This is a genomic window from Achromobacter sp. JCM 18799 (assembly GCF_055395645.1).
In genome coordinates this window covers 120,677-137,945 of record NZ_AP043866.1, presented here as the reverse complement: position 1 = coordinate 137,945, position 17,269 = coordinate 120,677, and the positions used below count along the sequence as shown (strand labels likewise).

The 17,269-nt window shown below is 64.6% G+C and carries 19 protein-coding genes and 1 tRNA gene; 5 read left to right on the top strand and 15 right to left on the bottom strand.

What is annotated here, in order from left to right:
• Nucleotides 1-473 precede the first annotated feature (473 nt).
• Together ACZ5YA_RS00885 and ACZ5YA_RS00880 are read right to left on the bottom strand one after the other, a co-directional pair.
• The gene (locus ACZ5YA_RS00885; RefSeq protein WP_059380538.1) at nucleotides 474-1,400 is read right to left on the bottom strand and encodes a 3-hydroxyacyl-CoA dehydrogenase family protein; all 927 of its coding nucleotides are present in this window, start codon (nucleotides 1,398-1,400) and stop codon (nucleotides 474-476) included.
• 36 nt (nucleotides 1,401-1,436) lie between these two features.
• Complete coding sequence (locus ACZ5YA_RS00880) at nucleotides 1,437-2,375, bottom strand: SMP-30/gluconolactonase/LRE family protein (RefSeq protein ID WP_118933313.1); 939 nt, start codon at nucleotides 2,373-2,375, stop codon at nucleotides 1,437-1,439.
• Between the two features lie 239 nt (nucleotides 2,376-2,614).
• Here ACZ5YA_RS00880 and ACZ5YA_RS00875 point away from each other — a divergent pair, with 239 nt between their 5' ends.
• On the top strand, nucleotides 2,615-3,481 hold the full coding sequence (locus ACZ5YA_RS00875) for a spermidine synthase (protein ID WP_464091871.1): 867 nt from the start codon (nucleotides 2,615-2,617) through the stop codon (nucleotides 3,479-3,481).
• 28 nt (nucleotides 3,482-3,509) lie between these two features.
• On the opposite strand, the gene ACZ5YA_RS00870 is transcribed toward ACZ5YA_RS00875, so the two are convergent.
• A complete protein-coding gene (locus ACZ5YA_RS00870) occupies nucleotides 3,510-4,262 on the bottom strand; it encodes an SDR family oxidoreductase (protein WP_118933337.1) in 753 nt (250 codons plus the stop codon).
• A 105-nt stretch (nucleotides 4,263-4,367) separates the two neighbouring features.
• Entirely contained in the window at nucleotides 4,368-5,423 is a 1,056-nt protein-coding gene (locus tag ACZ5YA_RS00865; RefSeq protein WP_464092887.1) for a rhomboid family intramembrane serine protease, read from the bottom strand.
• Between ACZ5YA_RS00865 and ACZ5YA_RS00860 the strand changes: the two genes are divergently transcribed.
• Nucleotides 5,397-5,633 (top strand): hypothetical protein, encoded by a 237-nt coding sequence (locus tag ACZ5YA_RS00860; protein ID WP_306637601.1) that lies wholly within the window; start codon nucleotides 5,397-5,399, stop codon nucleotides 5,631-5,633. The genes ACZ5YA_RS00865 and ACZ5YA_RS00860 overlap by 27 nt on opposite strands.
• Before the next feature lie 102 nt (nucleotides 5,634-5,735).
• Here the strand turns inward: ACZ5YA_RS00860 and ACZ5YA_RS00855 are convergent, their stop codons facing one another.
• A complete protein-coding gene (locus ACZ5YA_RS00855) occupies nucleotides 5,736-6,182 on the bottom strand; it encodes a hypothetical protein (RefSeq protein ID WP_464091870.1) in 447 nt (148 codons plus the stop codon).
• A 142-nt stretch (nucleotides 6,183-6,324) separates the two neighbouring features.
• Between ACZ5YA_RS00855 and ACZ5YA_RS00850 the strand changes: the two genes are divergently transcribed.
• Nucleotides 6,325-6,762: an acetyltransferase gene (locus ACZ5YA_RS00850; protein WP_464092886.1), complete on the top strand. Its 438-nt coding sequence runs from the start codon at nucleotides 6,325-6,327 to the stop codon at nucleotides 6,760-6,762.
• Nucleotides 6,763-6,907: 145 nt separating this feature from the next.
• Here ACZ5YA_RS00850 and ACZ5YA_RS00845 read toward each other — a convergent pair.
• The 10 genes from ACZ5YA_RS00845 to ACZ5YA_RS00800 all read right to left on the bottom strand — a co-directional run bounded on the left by ACZ5YA_RS00845 (nucleotide 6,908) and on the right by ACZ5YA_RS00800 (nucleotide 15,043).
• Nucleotides 6,908-6,984, bottom strand: a tRNA-Pro gene (locus ACZ5YA_RS00845).
• Between the two features lie 220 nt (nucleotides 6,985-7,204).
• Nucleotides 7,205-7,636, bottom strand: a complete 432-nt coding sequence (locus ACZ5YA_RS00840) for a MerR family transcriptional regulator (protein ID WP_059380532.1) — start codon at nucleotides 7,634-7,636, stop codon at nucleotides 7,205-7,207.
• A 57-nt stretch (nucleotides 7,637-7,693) separates the two neighbouring features.
• Nucleotides 7,694-8,035, bottom strand: coding sequence for an integration host factor subunit alpha (locus tag ACZ5YA_RS00835; RefSeq protein ID WP_054458248.1), 342 nt, complete (start codon nucleotides 8,033-8,035; stop codon nucleotides 7,694-7,696).
• 3 nt (nucleotides 8,036-8,038) lie between these two features.
• Nucleotides 8,039-10,456, bottom strand: coding sequence for a phenylalanine--tRNA ligase subunit beta (gene pheT, locus ACZ5YA_RS00830; protein WP_280016720.1), 2,418 nt, complete (start codon nucleotides 10,454-10,456; stop codon nucleotides 8,039-8,041).
• A gap of 13 nt (nucleotides 10,457-10,469) precedes the next feature.
• Nucleotides 10,470-11,492, bottom strand: coding sequence for a phenylalanine--tRNA ligase subunit alpha (gene pheS, locus ACZ5YA_RS00825; protein WP_118933318.1), 1,023 nt, complete (start codon nucleotides 11,490-11,492; stop codon nucleotides 10,470-10,472).
• A 75-nt stretch (nucleotides 11,493-11,567) separates the two neighbouring features.
• Entirely contained in the window at nucleotides 11,568-11,927 is a 360-nt protein-coding gene (rplT, locus tag ACZ5YA_RS00820; RefSeq protein ID WP_006218741.1) for a 50S ribosomal protein L20, read from the bottom strand.
• 17 nt (nucleotides 11,928-11,944) lie between these two features.
• The gene (rpmI, locus tag ACZ5YA_RS00815) at nucleotides 11,945-12,142 is read right to left on the bottom strand and encodes a 50S ribosomal protein L35 (RefSeq protein WP_006218740.1); all 198 of its coding nucleotides are present in this window, start codon (nucleotides 12,140-12,142) and stop codon (nucleotides 11,945-11,947) included.
• 342 nt (nucleotides 12,143-12,484) lie between these two features.
• Nucleotides 12,485-14,014 (bottom strand): YifB family Mg chelatase-like AAA ATPase, encoded by a 1,530-nt coding sequence (locus tag ACZ5YA_RS00810; RefSeq protein ID WP_464091869.1) that lies wholly within the window; start codon nucleotides 14,012-14,014, stop codon nucleotides 12,485-12,487.
• 183 nt (nucleotides 14,015-14,197) lie between these two features.
• Nucleotides 14,198-14,449: an accessory factor UbiK family protein gene (locus ACZ5YA_RS00805; protein WP_054458252.1), complete on the bottom strand. Its 252-nt coding sequence runs from the start codon at nucleotides 14,447-14,449 to the stop codon at nucleotides 14,198-14,200.
• 180 nt (nucleotides 14,450-14,629) lie between these two features.
• Nucleotides 14,630-15,043 carry a DUF5339 family protein gene (locus ACZ5YA_RS00800; RefSeq protein ID WP_464091868.1) on the bottom strand — a complete coding sequence of 138 codons (414 nt, stop codon included), beginning with the start codon at nucleotides 15,041-15,043 and terminating at the stop codon, nucleotides 14,630-14,632.
• Between the two features lie 540 nt (nucleotides 15,044-15,583).
• On the opposite strand from ACZ5YA_RS00800, the gene ACZ5YA_RS00795 reads away from it, so the two are divergent.
• Both ACZ5YA_RS00795 and amt read left to right on the top strand, forming a co-directional pair.
• Nucleotides 15,584-15,922, top strand: coding sequence for a P-II family nitrogen regulator (locus tag ACZ5YA_RS00795; protein WP_054458254.1), 339 nt, complete (start codon nucleotides 15,584-15,586; stop codon nucleotides 15,920-15,922).
• 28 nt (nucleotides 15,923-15,950) lie between these two features.
• A complete protein-coding gene (gene amt / locus ACZ5YA_RS00790; RefSeq protein ID WP_013392915.1) occupies nucleotides 15,951-17,189 on the top strand; it encodes an ammonium transporter in 1,239 nt (412 codons plus the stop codon).
• Nucleotides 17,190-17,269 lie beyond the last annotated feature (80 nt).

Sequence of the window (17,269 nt, the reverse complement as noted above, 5' to 3'; positions counted from 1 at the left end):
CACCGGCTTACGGCATCTGCCCATGAACGGGGGGCTGAAACCAGTGCATTAGGCGACTGTCAGCCGAGGCGGCCCGGAGCCATCCGAAGCGCAGCCCCATTGGGGCGAGCATCGGAATGGCGCAGGGCTGCCTCGGCGGCTAAAGAACCCTGACATCTGCGAGTTCGAAGCCCTGCCGCACCGCACTTCGGTTTGGTGAAGCAGGGTTCTTGAGTCGCCGGCGTCCGGGCTGCGGGATTCCGATGCTCGCCCCGGGTGGGGCTGCGCTTCGGATCCCTCCGCCCGGCCACCGGCTTACGGCATCTGCCCATGAACGGGGGCTGAAGCCAACGCATTAGGCGACTGTCAGCCGAGGTAGCCCGGAGCCATCCGAAGCGCAGCCCCATTGGGGCGAGCATCGGAATGGCGCAGGGCAGCCTTGGCGGCTAAAGAACCCTGACATCTGCAAGCTCGAAGCCCGGTCGCAATCTGCCTCAGGCCAACGCTTCCTCATCCTTCAGTATCTGCATGGCCTTGCCAAGGGCGACCTGGTAGCGCCGCTGCTCCTGGGCGACACGGTCCGGCGTCCATTGATAGAAGCCCTTCAGCGACGGCGACTTGACGCCGATGTTGCCCTGCTCGACCAGCTCGCGCATAAGCGCGCTGGGCCTGTCGTCCGTGCGCAGATGCGGATACATGGTCGCAGCCGCCGCGCAATGGATGTCGATGCCGGCCAGATCCTTCTGCAGCAGCGGGCCGGCCGCGATGTAGCGGAATCCGAACCCGTAGCGCACGGCGGTGTCCACGTCCTCGGCGGACGCGAAGCCCTCCTCGACCAGCGCGATCGCCTCGCGCATCAGCGCGTGCTGGATGCGGTTGGCAAGAAACCCTGGCACATCGCGCTTGACCTGCACCGGCTTCTTGCCGGTATCGCGCATGATGCGGCTGACTTCCTGGGCCATGGCTTCATCGGTGGCCTCGCCGCGTATCACCTCCACGGCGGGCACCAAATGGGCCGGCATGAAGTAATGCAGGCCCACCATGCGTGCGCGGGTCTGCAAGCCCTCGCCGATGGCGCTGATGGGAAAGCTCGACGAATTGCTGGTCAAGGGAATCGAAGCGGGCGCCAGCTGTTCCAGACGGGCGAACACCGCACGCTTGGTTTCCAGCAGTTCCGGCACGCACTCGACCACGATGCGGGTATCGCGCCAGTCGATTTCCTCCATGGTCGCGCTGGTGACGATGCGCCCGGCGTCCGCCTGCCCGCCGATCATTTCGCTGGATGCGTTCACGCGCCGCGTCGCCGCCGCGCGCGCCGCCGCGTCGGGCTCCACCAGCCATACGCGCCAGCCGGCCGCATGAAAGCCGGCGGCGACGTCGGCCCCCATGGTGCCCGCGCCCAGCACAATTGCCTGATCCATCTTTTCCGTCCTTTTGGTAGTTGGGGTATGTGGTGTTCAGAGAGCCTGCGCCTGCGGCGCCGGCAGGTACATGGGTTTGCCCGCCACGTCGAGTTCGACGCGCAGGATGCTGGCCGAACTGGACTCGGTGATGTAGAGCGTGCGCCCGCCCTGCCCGCCAAAGGCCACGTTGGTGGTGTGCAGCCCTTCCGGAGACTGGATGCGCAGGGCCGGCTGGCCCAGGGGGTCCATGCACCACACCGTGCCCAGGCCCACGTGGGCGATGCACAGCCCTCCCCGGGCATCCAGCGCCAGGCCGTCCGGGCCGCCGCCGCCCGACATCTGGATGAAGGTGCCGACCTTGCCGACCTGGCCGTTGCGCAGCAGCGGCACCTTCCAGATGGCATTGGCCCGCGTCGCCGCCACATACAGCGCGTGCTCGTCCAGATCCATCACCAGGCCGTTGGGGCTGGGGATGCAGTCGAGCAGGCAGTCCAGCTTTCCGTCCGGCCGCAGGCGGAACAAGCGGCCGGTCGGATCCTGCCAGCCGGTCATGCCCTGGTCGGTGAAATAGAGGTCCCCCGCTTGCGAGAAGAACAGGTCGTTCACGCCCTTGAAGCGCTCGATGTTGTAGCGTTCGAGCACCGGACGCACCTCGCGGCGCTCGAGGTCGAACTGCATGATGCCGTGCTTGTAGTCGGCGATGAAGATGCGGCCGTCGCGATGGAACTTCAGGCCATTGGGCCAGCCGTCGTACTGCACGAGCGGCTCGAACTCGCCGCGCGCGTCGACACGCAGGACGCGGCCGTTGATCACGTCCACGCAATACAACAAGCCGTCCGGCCCGAAGGAAGGCCCTTCCAGCAACGAGCGCGGCGGATTGCCCTGCGGCTGGCTGGCGACCCACTCGTTCAGGTCCTGGCCTTGCCACTTCAGCTCGTCGGGCAGCCGGGCGTATACGCTGGCCTGAATCCTGGGGACGGGATCGTAGAACATGCGGGTCTCCTCTGATTTTCCGGACGGGAATCTATGCCCCGTTTCGAGCAAAATTCTAAGGAGAGCCGAGCATTTAAGGAAATGAAATATATCGAACGTGTCTTTCCAAAAAAACGATCGTTGATTTCTGCCGTCCCGACGCTGGCGGAGCCTTGCCGGCCAGGGACTCGCGCCAATGTGCCGCGCGGGTCCCGGCGCACGATACGATGACGCGTCCCCCACTTGTTGCTTGCCGCTACATGCTCCGTATTGCCCTGCGCGCCATTCTCGTCCTTGTCATCGCCAGCGCCGCCTTGGTGCTGCTGCGAGGCACGGGCGGCCCCCAGCTGATCCACAGCGAAGATTCGCAGTTCGGCAAGCTGCTCGTGTTCGAGGAAAACGGCGAGCGCTGCATGAACTTCAACTCCATGCACGACGTCGGCCGCCAGACCTGCATGAGCCTTGCGCATCCGGGGCAGCTGGTGTTTTCGTACACGCGCATGATGATGACCGCGCTCTACATCAATCCCAAGCCGCGCAACATCCTGATCGTCGGATTGGGCGGCGCCACGCTGCAGAAGACCCTGGCCGCGCTCCTGCCCGACACCGTCATCGATACCGTTGAAATCGATCCCGCCGTGGGCAAGGTCGCGGCGCGCTACTTCGGCTATCAGGAAGGCCCCAGGCAACGCCTCTTCCTGGAAGACGGCCGCGCCTACATCGAACGCGCCCATCGCGACGGCCTGCAATACGACATGGTGATGCTGGACGCGTTCGACGTCGACTACATCCCCGAACACCTGATGACGCTGGAATTTCTGCAACACGTGCGCGGCATCCTCGCTCCGGGCGGCGTGGCGGTGGCGAACACGTTCACCGAGAGCCAGCTATACGCGCGCGAATCGGCGACCTATGCCGCGGTGTTCGGAGAGTTCTTCAATCCGCAAACAGGCAATCGCGTCATCATGGCGGTCAATGGCGAACTACCCGGCCGCGATCAGCTTGCCCGCAATGCCAAGGCGCTGGATAGCGTCCTCGGGCCGTTGGGCGTCAATGCCAAGGAAGCCCTGGACATGTACTCGCGCCGGCAGGCGGTTGCCAACGAAGCGCCGGTCTTGCACGATTGAGCGCACGCGGCGAGCGCTTGCCGCGCGCTCACTTCACCGCGGAGTTGCCGCCATCCGCATAAAGCGCCGACCCCGTCACGAAGCTTGCCATCGGGCTGGCCAGGAACAGCGCCGCCGAGGCGATTTCATCGGCCCGCGCAATCCGCTTCATCGCGTGCAGGCTGGCCGCCCAGTCCTTCTGCTCCTGATTCCCGGCCATCTCGGTGTCCACTCCACCAGGCAAGAGCGCATTGGCGCGGATGCCTTGCGCGCCGTAGTCCGCCGTAATGCCTTTGACCAAGCCCATCAGCGCGGCTTTCGACGTGCCGTAGGCAGCCATCCCGGGCAGGCCCACGCTCGTCCCCACAAAGCTGGACACGAAGACCAGCGCGCCGCCGCCCCGCTCCAGCATCGCCGGGATCTGATGCCGCGCTCCCAGGAACGCCGCCGTGAGATTGACGCTCAGCGTGTGTTCCCATTCGTCCAGGGCCACTTCCGCAAGCGGCTTGAAGGGCCCGATGGTGCCGGCATTGTTTATCGCGATATCCAGGCCGCCGAACTCGCGCTGCGCGCTCTGCGCCGCCAGTCTGTGCGTGTCCGGCAAGGCGACGTCTCCCGCCGCAACGCAGGCCCGCCCGCCAGCGCTTCTGATCTCATCGGCCACCTGCTCCAGCGGATCACGGCGCCTGGCCGTCAGCACCAGCGCCGCGCCTTCGGCTGCCAGGCGCAACGCCACCGCGCGCCCGATGCCCGAGGACGCGCCCGTCACCAAAGCCACTTTTCCAGCAAGAGATAAAGACATCGGCGTCTGCTCCAGGCACATGAACAATGCCTGCATCCTACGAATGCCTGGGCGCCTTGTCCTCCCGTTTATTGCTGCGTTTGCTTATGGCCCCGGTCGCTGGCGCTAGCGCTCGCAACTCCAGTATGGGCAACCAGACCGGCTGATGACCGCCAATGCGAGTTCACCCGGCCGCCGGAGTATCGCCTTCAGGGCTGCTGCCTGCGCCCGCAATTGCGCCGAATCGGTCCGATACATCCCCTTCGTGTCGAGCAGGAAGTTCATCTTCAAACGTGTCTGGCGCGCTGTTTCAGGATCGATCTCAGCGCCGTCTTTTTGAAAGACCGCGCCATAGATCCGGGTTTGAAGTTCGCAGTACTGGTCTGCCGCGGTCAATGCCTCTTGCGCAGCGGCAGCCGTGTAGAGTTTCCGCAACCCTGCGATCTGCGCATGGCAGCTTTGGTATTGCTGCGGCATGAACCTCGCCAACAAGGCCAGATCCCTGTCGCCGGGTTTCGCGCAAGCTCGCAGATCCGGCGTTTGCGATCCGTCGCGCGCAGCGGCGGACAACGCGCCGGCAATGCACTCATCCAGCGACGGCGCCTTCCATAGCGCCTGATCCGAGCCCAGCAATCCCATTTTTCCCAGCGTGCGCCCGAACTGGGCGGCGGCAAGCTGTTCCTGCATGTCGCGGTCATGATTGGCTAGCGTCACCGCAGCCAGCGCCGCGGCGCTGAGCATGCCCGTCGCGGCCAGGACCACCGCCGCCGTCATCGGCCGCAAGCGCTCGCCGTATAGCGCGATACCCGCGAGCAGTGCTCCCGACAGCAAGCCGCCCAGGTGCGCCGCGTTGTCGACGTCGAACGCGAAGCCGGCGCCGAAGGTCAGCACCAGGCTGAACAGCAGATTGCCGGGAGGGATGTGCGGCCGGCCCATGCGCCGGTCATGCAGGCCATAAACGATCGCCGCCCCGAAAATGCCCAGGATCGCGCCGGAAGCCCCGCAGCTCAGGAAAAAATCGTCGCGATGCCATAGCGCCGTAGCCAGGCTGCCGCACAGGCCAGATAGCAGATACACGCCCAGGAACACCCAGGAGCGCATACGCGCCTCCAGAATGATCCCCAGCGACCACAGCGCCAGCATGTTGATTGCCAGATGCAGGAAGCCGACATGCAGGAACATGCTGGTGAACAGGCGCCAGTATTCCCCGGACAAGGTCAAGGCGGGCACGTTTCCGCCCCAATCGATCAGGAACGAGGTTTCGCTCAGGCTCTCGAACGCCCGCGAGTCCAAAAATCCCGCCACGCCGTACACCGCGACATTGCAGGCAATCAGCAGAAGCGTGATCTTGCTGGCGAATATTCTTTTGAGCAGGGGCCGGCGTTGGGATAGAGGCATCAGGTAGGCATATCGAAGAGTGGGCGTTATCTTAACCAAGCCGGGCGTGACGTCGCAGGGGTTCGCGGTGCGCGATTTACTTCCGCGGTGAGCGACTCAACCGCCAGCCTTGGTTGCAGGCTTCTCGTTGCTGCATCCTTCGTATTGATATCGGCCCGGCTTGCCGAGCCTCGCCGTAAATGTGCAGGACTCGCCGGAATACGCGTGCGTGGCCTGCACTTTCAGCACATTGCCCGCGACGAGCACGCTCTGCTTGCCCTGCCCGCAACTCCAGAAGGTGGTTGAGAGTTCCGCGAAGGTCTGTTCCGCAATGAGCTTCGCAGGGCGGCCAGAGGGCGCGGAAGCGATCCATTGAATCTGGACGCGGCAGCTGACGTGTTCGAAGCCGACCTCTTCCACGACGATCCGGTACGCGCCCGTAGCCACGCCGTCGGCCCAGCGACCGCCCTGCACCACGCGCGTGGTCGACGCGTCTGCCTGCGTTTCGGCATTGGCCCCGGCCGCATGCAGCGTCAACAATAAGAGCACCGCAAAAGTTCTCATGACTTTCATCCGCAGACCGCCTGGAATAATCAGTGACCGCCAAGCGCACCGTAAGTGCGCTGCCGTGCACTTATACCATTCAGGTGCGGAACCGATCGTCGTCGGTTTGACGGCGCGAAAAGAAATCCAATACTCTGCGCCGATGATTACGATAAGAACCTCCCGCCCCGACGAAGGCGCGCGCGCCGTCGAAATCTGGCGCAATGCGGTGGACGCCACGCACGACTTTCTTTCACCCGAGGATCGCCGGGCCATCGACGAGATGGTGTGCGGCTTTCTCCCCCAAGTGCCGCTCTGGCTTGCGGTCGACGCCAACGATTATCCGCAGGCATTCATGCTGATCGACGACGGCCACATGCAGGCGTTGTTCGTCGATCCCGCCTGCCGCGGCACAGGCATCGGCGCCGCGCTGGTGCGGCACGGACTCTCGCTTCATCCCAACATGACGACGGACGTCAATGAACAGAATGGCCAGGCGGTAGGCTTCTATGAAAGGATGGGCTTCAAGCGTACAGGGCGTTCGCCGCTTGATGATCAAGGCAGGCCATACCCGCTGATCCATCTGGCGTATCGAAGCTGATCGGAAGAAAACAAAAGCCACCTGCATCAGGTGGCTTTCTTTTGGCAGGCGCCGATGCATTGGGCTTGCGTTGCTCGCATCGAAAATAGAGCAGCAAAAATGAAAAGGCCGTCAGTGATTTCTCACTGACGGCCTTTGGAACTACTGGTCGGGACGGCGGGATTCGAACTCGCGACCCCTTGCACCCCATGCAAGTGCGCTACCAGGCTGCGCTACGCCCCGAAAGAAAAAGAGTATAGCAGAACAAAAAATTGTTTGCACGCATTCGTGCAAAAAAAGTGCTGAATACTCAAAAAAATTTTCGCGCTGCGTTCATCGAGTGCATCAACCGCATGCGCATCGATGATTGCAGCGCGAGGTACTGCTCAATGCAACGCGCGGCATGAGCCGCGCGTTGCAGGTACTGCGTTCAAACAATATTGGGAAAGACGACGCGCCGCGTTCAGGCCGCGGGGCTGGCGTTGCTGGCGCTTGCGCCTGCAGCGTTCGCCGCCGTGCCCAAGGCTTCAGACAGCATCGTCGAGACGTTGCCCAGCTCATTACGCAAGGCTTGCATCTCGGCGCCCGACAGGCGCACTGCCGCGTCCTGATCATGCGGCACGTCGCGCGCATCGCCCAGGCGATTGCGCGCGCCGCTGATCGTGAAGCCTTGCTCATACAGCAGCGAGCGGATGCGGCGGATCAGCAGCACTTCGTGATGCTGGTAGTAGCGGCGATTGCCGCGCCGCTTCACCGGCTTGAGCTGCGTGAATTCCTGTTCCCAATACCGCAAGACATGAGGCTTGACGCCACACAGGTCGCTGACTTCACCGATGGTGAAGTAACGCTTGGCGGGAATGGGCGGTAAGGTAACGGTGGATTCGGTACGTGTCATAAGGGGATTTTATGCCGCGATGCGTCAGGTGCCGATAACAATTGCCGACAAAGCGTATCACTCCTCGGCGTCGGGTGCTGCGGGCGCTGCCTGCTCCACCACGCTCTTGAGCTTTTGGCTCGCGTGGAAGGTAACCACGCGGCGCGCGGCGATGGGAATGGTTTCGCCGGTCTTGGGATTACGGCCAGGGCGCGGCGGCTTGTCGCGCACCTGGAAGTTGCCGAAACCGGAGAGCTTGACGGAATCACCGCGCGCCAAGGCGTCGCGGATTTCCTCGAAGAAAGTATCGACGATGTCCTTGGCTTCGCGCTTGTTCAGGCCGACCCGCTCGAAGAGCAGTTCGGCCAGTTCAGCCTTGGTCAGAGTGCGCGGCTCGGCAGCAAGCATACTGTTCCCCATGGTTCAAGCGCGTTGGCGAGCGCCGTGCGCAGCCACCAAGGCTTCCTTGATGCGTGCCAGGCAATCCGCCACGCGGGCCTCGTCCAGCGTGACCTCAGTGTCCTGTAGCCAGAAACGGAAAGCAAGGCTTTTCTCCGAGACGGGCTCGCTGCCTTGGGCCTTCTCGCGCCACACGTCGAACAGGCGCGCGTCCTGCACCACCGACAGCTGCGGGTCCGCCTTGACGGCCGCGGCGACGGTGTCGAGCATGGATTGCGCCGACACATGAGCATCGACCCACAGCGCCAGATCGCGCACCACCACGGGCTGGCGCGAGAGTTCACGCACTTGCGGCAGTTCGCCTTCGGACAGCGCGGCGACGTCCAGTTCGAACACGACAGGCGCGTGCGCCAGGTCGGCTTGTTGCGCCCAGCGCGGATGCAGCTCGCCGATCCAGCCGACATGCTTGCCGTCCAGTTCGATGCGGGCGCCGCGGCCCGGATGCAGAGCGGGATGCGAGGCGGCTTCAAAGCGCAGACGGCTGCCGCGCGCGCCGAACAGCGCCTCGACATCCATCTTCACATCATAGAAGTCCACCTGGCGCGTTGCGGCGCCCCACTGTTCTTCCACGGCCGGCCCCCAGGCCGCGCCCGCCAGTTTCATGGGCTGGCGCACGCCGGCCACTTCCAGCGGACCATCCTGGGCGGACGCATCGCGCATGAATACGCGGCCCAGTTCGAACAGGCGCACGCGCGTCTGCTTGCGATTGGCGTTGTGGCGGATGTTGGCAATCAGGCCGCCGATCAGGCTGGAGCGCATGACCGACAGATGGCTGGCAATCGGGTTGACCAGGCGCACCGGCGTCTCGTTGCCGGCGTAGTCGCGTTCCCAATCGGCTTCGACGAAGCTGTAGTTCACGACTTCCTGGTAGTCCTGCGCGGCGGTGAGGCGGCGCAGCGCGTGGGCGCCACGGCGGATCTCCGGCTGCGAGTACATCTTGGCGCGCGCCATGGGCGGCTCGGCCGGAATGTTTTCAAAACCGTAGATGCGGGCCACTTCCTCGATCAGGTCTTCCTCAAGCTCCAGGTCGAAGCGGTAGGACGGCGGCGTGACGACGAAGTCGTCGCCTTCGATCTTGAAGTCCAGGCCCAGGCTGCCGAAGATCTTGGCGACTTCGGCCTGCGTGACGGGCACGCCCAGCACGCGGTGGCAACGCGCCAGGCGCATGCGCACGGGTTCGCGCTTGGGCAGGTTGACGATCTGATCATCCAGCGGGCCGGCTTCGCCGCCGCAGATGTCAATGATCAGGCGCGTGATGAATTCGATGTGCTCGGGGATGGTGGCGTAGTCCACGCCACGCTCGCCGCGGTGGCTGGCTTCCGAGCTGAACTTGTAGCGGCGCGCGCGGCCGGCGAGCGACTGCGGCCACCAGAACGCGGCTTCCAGATAGATGTTGCGGGTATCGAGCGTGACCGAGGTGGCTTCACCGCCCATGATGCCGGCCAGGCTTTCCACCTGGTCGCCGGCCACGACCACGCCGACCTTGGAGTCCAGCGCAACGGTCTGGCCGTTCAGCAGTTCGAGCGTCTCGCCTTCGCGGGCCCAGCGCACGCTGAGGTCGCCGCGGATCTTGTCCAGGTCGAACACGTGCGAGGGGCGGCCCAGTTCGAGCATGACGTAGTTGGAGATGTCCACCAGCGCCGACACCGAACGTTGGCCGGCGCGCTCCAGGCGCGTCTTCATCCATTCAGGAGTCGCGGCGCGGGCGTTGACGCCGCGGATCACGCGGCCGCCAAAACGGCCGCACAGATCGGGCGCTTCGACCTTGACCGGCAGGCGCTCGTCCAGGGTGACGGGCACGGCGACGGCCGTGGGTACCGACAGCGGTGCGCCAGTCAGGGCGGCCACTTCGCGCGCGACGCCCAGGATGGACAGGCAGTCGGCGCGATTGGGCGTCATCTTCAGCGTGAAGAGCGTGTCGTCCAGATCCAGCGCCTCGCGGATCGACTGGCCCGGCGTCATGTCGGCAGGCAGTTCCAACAGGCCCGCATGGTCTTGCGACAGGCCCAGTTCGCGGGCCGAGCACAGCATGCCCGAGGACTGCACGCCGCGCATCTTGGCCACGCCGATCTTCATGCCACCAGGCAGCTCGGCGCCGACGCGCGCCAGCGGCACCTTCAGGCCGGCAGCCGCGTTGGGCGCGCCGCACACGATCTGCAGCAGTTCGCCGGAGCCGTCGTCCACTTTGCAGACGCGCAGCTTGTCGGCGTCGGGGTGCGGCGCGATTTCGACGATGTGGCCCACGACCACGCCGGTAAAGGCGGGCGCGGCGGGCACGGTGTCTTCGACTTCCAGGCCGGCCATGGTAAGCCGGTGTGCAAGTTCATCGGTGGCGATGGCGGGGTTGACCAGCGTACGCAGCCAGGATTCGGGAAATTGCATGATCAGCCGTCTGTTATTCGTTGAACTGGCGCAGGAAGCGCAAATCGCCTTCGTAGAACTGGCGCAGATCGTTGACGCCGTAGCGCAACATGGTCAGGCGCTCAAGTCCGGAACCGAAGGCAAAGCCGATGTAGCGTTCGGGATCGAGGCCGAAGTTGCGCACCACTTGCGGATGCACCTGGCCCGAGCCAGAAATCTCCAGCCAGCGGCCGCGGTTCGGACCCGAGGTGAACATCATGTCGATTTCGGCGGACGGCTCCGTAAACGGGAAGAACGACGGGCGGAAACGCACGGCCAGGTCGTCGGTTTCAAAGAAGCAGCGCAGGAAATCGGTGTACACGCCCTTGAGGTCAGCAAACGAGATGTCCTCGGCGATCCAGAGCCCTTCCACCTGGTGGAACATGGGCGAGTGCGTGGCGTCGCTGTCGACGCGATAGGTGCGCCCCGGCGCGATGACCTTGATGGGCGGCTTGTGCATGCGGGCGTAACGCACCTGCATGGGGCTGGTGTGCGTGCGCAACAGCAGCGGCAGGCCGTCGGCGTCGTTCATGTCGACGTAGAACGTGTCCTGCATGGAACGCGCCGGATGGTCCAGCGGGTTGTTCAAAGCGGTGAAATTGGTCCAGTCGTTTTCCACTTCGGGGCCGTCGGCCACGTCGAAGCCTATGGAACGGAAGATCTCTTCCACGCGTTCCCAGGTCCGGATCACCGGATGGATGCCGCCCGGCGCGCGACCGCGGCCCGGGAGGGTGACGTCAATGGTTTCGGATGCCAGGCGGGCGTCCAGTTCAGCCTGTGCCAGCGCGGCGCGGCGCAGGTTCAGGAGCTCTTCGACCTGTTGCTTGGCCTGATTGATCCGGGCGCCCATCTCGCGCTTCTGCTCGGGTTCGAGCTTGCCTAGGGCTTTGAGCAGCACCGTCAGCGCGCCTTCCTTGCCCAGGAACCGAGCCTTTGCATTTTCCAACGCGGCGGCATCGGAGGCCGCGGCGAAGCGTTCTTGCGCCTGGGAGACCAGGTCGTCAACCGTTTGAGTCATGAAATCCAGCCTTCAAAACGCAAACGGGGCCATTACAGCCCCGTTTGCAGCGATGCGCGATGAGTTAAAGCGCGATCAGGCAGCCAAGGCAGCCTTGGCTTGCTGCACGATGGCGGCAAAGCCGGCCTTGTCGCGCACGGCCAGGTCGGCCAGAACCTTGCGGTCGAGTTCGATCGAAGCCTTCTTCAGGCCGGCGATGAACACGCTGTAGCTGACGCCATGTTCGCGGACGGCGGCGTTGATACGCGTGATCCACAGAGCACGGAACGTGCGCTTCTTGTTACGACGGTCGCGGTAGGCGTATTGGCCAGCGCGCATGACTGCTTGCTTGGCAATACGGAACACATTACCGCGGCGGCCACGGTAACCCTTGGCGGCGGCAATGACTTTCTTGTGACGTGCGCGGGCGGTTACGCCGCGTTTGACGCGAGGCATAGTAGATCTCCCTTAGATCAAGCGAAAGGCATCATGGCCTTGACGGAGGCCACGTTGGATTCATGGACCGCCGTCGAGCCGCGCAGTTGACGCTTGGCCTTGGTGGTCTTCTTGGTCAGAATGTGGCGCTTGAACGCCTGACCGCGCTTGATGGAGCCGCTGCCGCGAACCTTAAAGCGCTTGGAGGCGCTTTTCTTGGTTTTCATCTTGGGCATGTTGATTCCCTAAACTAAACACTCATTGTTGATATGCATGACACCAGGTGCTTGACGCATGGACGGCCGATGAAACCTTCCATGGCGACAAAACTTGGAGACCTGTTGCCACTTCTTGGGGTACTACTTGGGGTACTTCCGGGGGGTACTTCTTGGGATACTTCTCGAAGTACTTCCGGGGTACTTTCCGCCAGCATCGCTGCCAAGCGGATTCTCCCCAGAGCAGGTCAAATCTGATCCGGATCCGGGAAAGCCTTTGATTATATGGTGATTTCCTGCATTTTGTCGAGCCAGGCAGCCGGCAAAGCGCAACCCAGGCTCATTGGGCGTCCGCAGGGAGTCTCATACGCCCGGCCGCCGGTACTGCACCGCCTGGGCAATGTGGCGGGCGCCCAGGGCGTCCTCTCCTTCCAGATCGGCGATCGTGCGCGCCACCCGCAGCGCCCGGTGCATGGCGCGGGCCGAGCCCGCCAGGCGGCGCATGGCCTGCAGCAGCAGGGCCTGGCCTTCGTCATCCAGAAGGCAATGCTCGTCCAGTTCCGCTCCCGCCAGCGCGGCGTTGGGCTTGCCCTGGCGGGCCTGCTGGCGCTGGCGGCAACGCGCCACACGTTCGCGGACCGGGCCGGACGCCTCCCCCGGCGGCTTGCCCATCCATTCGGGGTCGGATGGCGGCAAGGCCACGTGCAGATCGATGCGGTCCAGCAACGGACCCGATATCTTGCCTGCATAGCGCGCCACCTGATCCGGCGTGCAGGCGCAGGGCCGCCCCGGGTGCCCACGCCAACCGCAAGGACACGGATTCATGGCCGCCACCAACTGGAAACGGGCAGGAAACTGCGCTGCGCGCAGCGCCCGTGCGATGACCACCCTGCCCGTCTCCAGGGGTTCGCGCAGGGCCTCCAGCGTACGGCGGCTGAACTCCGGCAATTCATCCAGAAACAGCACCCCATGATGCGCGAGGCTGATCTCGCCTGGACGGGGACGGCTCCCCCCGCCCACCAGCGCCGCCGCCGTGGCGGAATGGTGCGGCGCCCGGAACGGAGGCTGGCCCACGGGCGCGTCGGACAAGCCAGCCAGCGCGGCAACGGCGGCAACTTCCAACGCCTCGCCGCGCGCCAGCGGCGGCAGCAGCCCCGGCAGGCGCGCCGCCAACATGCTCTTGCCCGCCCCCGGCGGCCCTATCATCAAGAGACTATGTCCGCCCGCCGCAGCAACCTCCAGGGCCCGCCGCGCCCCCGGCTGCCCCCGAACGTCCGACAGGCACGGCCCGGGCGCAGTCGCCGGCCAGGGCCGGGGTACGGCATTGGGCAACAGACAAGCACCGGCGGCGTGCGCAGCCACGTCGGCCAATGTGCGCGCCGACAGCACGCGCAGCCCGGGAACCCAGGCTGCCTGCTCGGCGCTGCCCGCAGGCAGGATGAGCGTGGCGCCGGGCGCCTCCCGGGCGACGCTCAGCGCGATGACCAGCGGCGCCGCGACCGGCACCAACGCGCCAGTCAGGGATAGCTCGCCGGCCAGCACCAGGTCGGCCAGGGCCGGATCGCGAACGGGTGATTCCGGATCACGGACGTCCGCCGGCGCGGCCAACTGGCCGGAGGCCAGCAGCAGGCCCAGGGCAATGGGCAGGTCGAAACGCCCCGACTCCTTGGGGATGTCGGCGGGCGAAAGATTGACGGTGATCCTGCCCGGCGGGAACTCGAAGCCGCTATTCAGGATGGCCGCGCGCACGCGCTCGCGGCTTTCGCGCACTTCGGTATCGGGCAGGCCGACCACATTGAAGCTGGGCAGGCCCGGGCCCAGATGCGTTTCCACGCGGACCGCATGGGCATCCAGGCCGCACAGGGCGCGGCTGGCAAGTACGGCTAGCGTCAAGGCGGCCTCCGAGTAAGAGCTGGGTCCGCCAGTATCCGCAAACGCGAGGCGTCCGCGGCGGCGGCCGTGACAGAAGCATCACGCCCGCCCGCCACAGATGCGCACGCGGAAATGGAAAACGGCCGCTGATCGCGGCCGTTTCCGGGAAGCGTTCCCTGCCGGCCGCGATGCGGCCGCCAGCGCTTACTTGTCCAGCGCGGACAAGCGCGACTCCAGCTGCTGCACCTGCGCGGCCAATTGATCCACCCGGGCGCGGGTACGCGCCAGCAGGTCGGCCTGGACGTCGAATTCCTCGCGCGTGACGAGATCCAGCTTGGAGAATGCCTGCGTCATCATCGCGCGCACGTTTCGCTCGACATCCGCGGCCGGGCTGCGGGCGATCAGGTCGGAGATGTTCTTCTGGATGTCTTCCATCCACTGGGTGCGATTGTTCATGACGGCCTCACTGTGTTCTTGATGCCTCAAGTGTAGTGCGTCGGAATGCCGTTTCCGGACCCGTCCGGCAAAAAAGGGCCGCCTCGATCCAAAAAAAGAGGGCGGGCCGCATGCGGTGACCGCCCTTCAAAGCACAGGAGAAAACCGGGCTGCCATGGCGGCAACCCCCTACCAACATCGTTACGGGCAACCCATCTGGCTTGCCGACTGCGTGAACGCATCCGACGACTGCTTGCATTGCGCCGCCAGCTGCGCCTTGTCGCTGACCGCACCCCATTGCGCCCTGGCCGCGTCAAGCTGCTCCTTGATCGCGGCGGCAGCCGGATTGCCGCTGCCGAGCTTGTCCATGCAGGCATTGATCTTGGCGACGTAGGCCTCGCACTCGGCGGGAACGGACGCTGCAGCGCCTGCCGCTGGAGCAGCCGAGGAAGGCGGAGTTGCGGGTGGAGGCGGCGTCGCGGGAGCCGCAGGTGCGGGCGCAGGAGCGGTGGCGGCCGGCGTGGCGGCCTTTTCTTCGCTCTTGTTGCAACCGGCCAGCGCGGCGAGCGACGCGGCCAGGGCCAAAGTGCAGAAAGCCTTGCGGTGGATCTTCATGACTACCCCTTCCCGTTCCTGCTTTCTCTTGGAGATCCGTCGACGCGGAGGCTCCGCCTGCGGCCCAGCCTGTTTGGGGACAGGCTTGAACTGATATCGATTCTTCTGCAGCCGCTCTTCGGCAACAAGCCGACGGGTGTAAACCCTCGTATCACGCGACCGCGCCGGCCGCACCGATTCCGGCGCGCTCCGACGTCTCGCCGCATGTCTGTCGATTTGCGCCAGAGGCGCGCCACGCATGGCTCTGCGGGCAACAGGCGGTCCGTCGATGGCTCTATAAATAAGCTGATATGCCAATATAAAACGCAATAAAACACGCATCAATTTGCTACAAATATTGGTTGAGAAACATATCTTGTTGCTTGCCCCAAGGGCTGGCGCGGCGCACCAACTTGAAGCCGACCAGAGGTGCATGAAGCACCAAATCGGTGCAATCAGGCACACCTTCAGCGCACCAACCTCCTCCGCTGGGCCATGTCCGACATGGCATGGAATTTGCTTGATAGGTGAGGCCAACGTGCAACCATGAGAGGAAATGCCATGAAACTCATCATCGCCATCATCAAGCCCTTCAAGCTCGACGAAGTGCGGGTGGCTCTATCCGGGATCGGCGTCCAGGGTCTGACTGTCACTGAAGTAAAGGGATTTGGCCGCCAGAAGGGCCATACCGAGCTGTATCGCGGCGCCGAGTACGCCGTCGATTTCCTGCCCAAGCTGCGCGTCGAAGCCGCCGTGCCTGACCATCTGGTCGATCAGGTCATTGAAGCCATCGAACAGGCGGCCCGCACCGGCAAGATCGGCGACGGCAAGATCTTCGCCGCGCCGCTCGAACAAGTGATCCGCATCAGAACGGGTGAATCCGGCGAAGCTGCGCTGTAAATAAATAAAGACTCAATGGAGCCTGAAAATGGATAAAGCAGATATCTCCTGGTTGCTCGTCTCTACCCTGCTTGTATTGATGATGGCCGTACCCGGTCTGGCGATGTTCTATGGCGGCCTGGTGCGCAGCAAGAACGTGTTGTCCGTGCTGCTGCAGGTGCTGTGCACGTTCGTGCTGGGCCTGGTGCTCTGGTTCATCTACGGATATTCCCTTGCCTTCACCGAAGGCAACGCCTTCTTCGGCGGCCTGTCGCGCGCCTTCTTCTCCGGCATGTTCACCCCGTCAGACGGCAAGTACGCCATGTCGAACTCGCTGACCGAACTGCTGTTCGCCTCCTTCCAGGCCACCTTCGCCGGCATTACCTGCGCGCTGATCGTCGGCAGCTTCGCCGAACGCGCCCGCTTCTCGGCGGTGCTGGTGTTCACGGTGATCTGGTTCACGTTCGCCTACGTACCGATTGCCCACATGGTCTGGTTCGCGTCCGAAACGGCGCCGGGCCTGCTGAACGCCAAGGGCGCCCTGGACTTCGCCGGCGGCACCGTGGTGCACATCAACGCCGGCGTGGCCGGCCTGGTGGGCGCCTACGTGGTGGGTAAGCGCGTCGGCTACGGCCGCGAAGCCATGCAGCCGCACAACCTGCCGATGACCTTCGTGGGCGCGGCGCTGCTGTGGGTGGGCTGGTTCGGGTTCAATGCCGGCTCCGCCTTGGCCGCCAATGAGAACGCCACCCTGGCCTTCTTCAACACCATGATCGCGACCGCCGGCGCCGTGCTGTCCTGGCTGTTCACCGAATGGGCCGTCAAGGGCAAGCCCTCGATGCTGGGCGCCGCCTCGGGCGCCGTCGCCGGCCTGGTCGGCATCACCCCGGCCGCCGGCCTGGTGGGTCCGGTGGGCGCGCTGGTCATCGGCGTCATTGCCGGCATCGTCTGCGTCTGGGGCGTCAACGGCCTGAAGCGCCTGCTGCGCGCCGACGACGCGCTGGACGTATTCGGCGTACACGGCGTGGGCGGTATCGTGGGCGCCCTGCTGACTGGCGTGTTCAATGCGCAGATCCTCGGCGGTCCCGGCCTGGCCGAGCCGGGCATGATCGGCCATCAACTGTGGGTCCAGCTGGAAGGCGTGCTGCTGACCATTGTCTGGTCCGGCGTGGTGGCGTGGATCGCCTACAAGATCGCCAACGCCCTGTGCGGCATGCGCGTGCCGGAAGACCAGGAGCGCGAAGGCCTGGACGTCACCAGCCACGGCGAATCGGCGTATCACAGCTAAGTCAGAAGCCTCTCCCCCCGCCCGCCGGATGGCATGGGCGGGCGGGGATAAAAAAGGCGCCGGGGCATTCCGCCCCGGCG